This window comes from Flavobacterium macrobrachii (assembly GCF_014486675.1).
GTDB classification, from domain to species: domain Bacteria; phylum Bacteroidota; class Bacteroidia; order Flavobacteriales; family Flavobacteriaceae; genus Flavobacterium; species Flavobacterium macrobrachii.
The window spans coordinates 1-2150 of sequence record NZ_JACTAC010000135.1 but is presented as its reverse complement, the minus strand read 5'-3'; the positions used below and the strand labels follow the sequence as shown (position 1 = coordinate 2150).

The 2150-nt window shown below is 31.3% G+C and carries 3 protein-coding genes; 1 reads left to right on the top strand and 2 read right to left on the bottom strand.

Annotation, left to right across the window (positions count from 1 at the left end; all coding sequences use genetic code 11):
* Positions 1–339 (top strand): hypothetical protein (locus IAI56_RS15525; protein WP_187658729.1); only part of this gene is annotated, 339 nt, incomplete at its 5' end.
* A gap of 56 nt (positions 340–395) precedes the next feature.
* On the opposite strand, the gene IAI56_RS15520 is transcribed toward IAI56_RS15525, so the two are convergent.
* Together IAI56_RS15520 and bshA are read right to left on the bottom strand one after the other, a co-directional pair.
* The gene (locus IAI56_RS15520; protein ID WP_187658728.1) at positions 396–827 is read right to left on the bottom strand and encodes a hypothetical protein; all 432 of its coding nucleotides are present in this window, start codon (positions 825–827) and stop codon (positions 396–398) included.
* Positions 828–831: 4 nt separating this feature from the next.
* Positions 832–1974, bottom strand: coding sequence for an N-acetyl-alpha-D-glucosaminyl L-malate synthase BshA (gene bshA, locus IAI56_RS15515; protein ID WP_187658727.1), 1143 nt, complete (start codon positions 1972–1974; stop codon positions 832–834).
* Between the last annotated feature and the right edge of the window lie 176 nt (positions 1975–2150).

Here is a 2150-nt window from a genome sequence, read left to right as displayed (position 1 = left end):
AACCGTTTGGAGTTAGATTTAGGATGGAGAAACAGCAATGATGTTGATGCTTTTAAACTAGCAGGTTTATACCAATGGGTTTGGAATATTGATGGTGGATTTAACTGGTATGCTGGTATTGGTGGTGGAGTTGGTAGCTGGAGTATTGACAAGAATGGAACAAGCGATAGCGGAACAATTCTTTTTGCTGCTGGAGATATTGGAATTGAATATAACTTCGAAGAAGTTCCAATCCAATTATCTTTAGACATTAGACCAGAAATTTATTTCAATTCTGATGAATATAGAGAAGATAGTTTTGGTCCAGATATCGCTTTAGGTATACGTTACAAATGGTAATTTAGCAATTATTACAATCAAAAAGTCCCAAAAAAATATTTTTTTGGGACTTTTTTTTATTTGATAACAATTTGCTTCTTCGAATTGATTTTTATAATACTATAAGGATAAAATACATTTTCATTAGCTAAATCGGCTTCCACATTTTTCTGCATGTCTTTTATATATACTTCAATGGCATCTTCTTTTTCTAACACTTTTTGAACCGTTGCTCTATTAAAGGTTTCTTTTGTTGGTCCTGCATTTAGAATAATAAAACTACTTTTTTGAGCGTCTTCTTTTTTTACTTTTTTCTTGAGTGTTTCATCACCTAATAACAACATTATTTCGTTGGCTTCGGTCAATATTTCATAAAACTTGATATTTGCTCCACCGTCATTATTTACAACCAGTACTTCATAAAGTGGTACTTTTCCAACCGTTTTACTTGTAGAACAACTGTTTAAAAAAAGTGCAACTACAAGGAATAATCCAATTTTTGTTTTCATATTTTTATAAAGGTTGATGAGTTTTTTCTATGGCTTCTTGATATAATTTTTCATACAATGGTAAAATATTTTTTATATCAAATTGTTTTGCAACATTAAGTGCATTGGATTTAAATTCTGCCAAAACAGTTTCACTTTCCAAAATCTTTATAGCATTATCAGCCATTGCATCAACGTTACCAACATCGCTTAAATAACCCGAAACTCCGTCAAAATTTACTTCGGGCAAACCTCCAGAATTACTCGATATAACTGGAACGCTCCAAGCCATTGCCTCTAGTGCTGCAAGTCCAAAGCTTTCTGTTTCTGATGGCAGTAAAAACAAATCAGAATACGACAAGATTTGATCTATTTCATTACTATTTCCAAAGAAAATCACTTTATCTTCAATTCCAAGTTCTGCACACAATTGCTCAGCTCGTATTTTTTCTGGTCCATCGCCAACCATCATTAATTTTGCTGGAATTTGCTGCTGAATTTTATAAAAAATCTTTATAATATCCGGAATTCTTTTTACTTTTCTAAAATTACTAATATGCGTCACAATTCGCTCTTCTTTCTTTGCCATCACTGAACGTTGACAGGAAATACTGCTTTCATTTCGATGCTTGTTAAGCTCGATAAAATTAGGAATAACGTGAATATCTTTTTTGATATTAAAAAGTTTATAAGTATCGTCTTTTAAACTCTTTGAAACTGAAGTCACTACATCTGATTTATTTATACTAAAACTCACCGCTGGTTTATAAAAAGGATGATTTCCTACCAATGTAATATCCGTTCCGTGAAGTGTAGTAACCATTGGAATAAAAATTCCTTCATCTTTAAGCATTTGTTTTGCCATATAACCTGCATAAGCATGTGGAATGGCATAATGTACATGAAGCAACTCTATTTTGTATAATTTTACCATATCAACCAATTTGCTTGAAAGTGCTAATTCATAAGGTTGATAATGAAACAATGGATATTCAGGAACGTTAACTTCATGGTAATGCACATTTGGACTTAAAAGTGCCAAACGTACAGGTTGTCTATAGGTAATGAAATGAATTTCGTGACCTCGTTGGGCTAATTCTAGTCCTAGTTCCGTAGCAACTACACCACTTCCTCCAAAAGTTGGATAACATACAATAGCTATTCTCATGATGTTTTAAATATATATTACGAATTTAGGCATTTTATCGAATTTTAGTTTACTAAGAATCCGTTAAAAGAAAGATTTGTCTATTAATAACATTTTAAGTTAGTTGAAAAAATATAATATTCTTTATGAGTATTTTTAATTTTATAAACACAAACTCCCTTTAATCATAAAAGAAA

What these genes read in the sequence shown, in the direction of transcription:
- IAI56_RS15520 (WP_187658728.1), bottom strand. Translation starts at nt 827, where the DNA reads ATGAAAACAAAAATTGGATTATTCCTTGTAGTTGCACTTTTTTTAAAC.
- bshA (WP_187658727.1), bottom strand. Translation starts at nt 1,974, where the DNA reads ATGAGAATAGCTATTGTATGTTATCCAACTTTTGGAGGAAGTGGTGTA.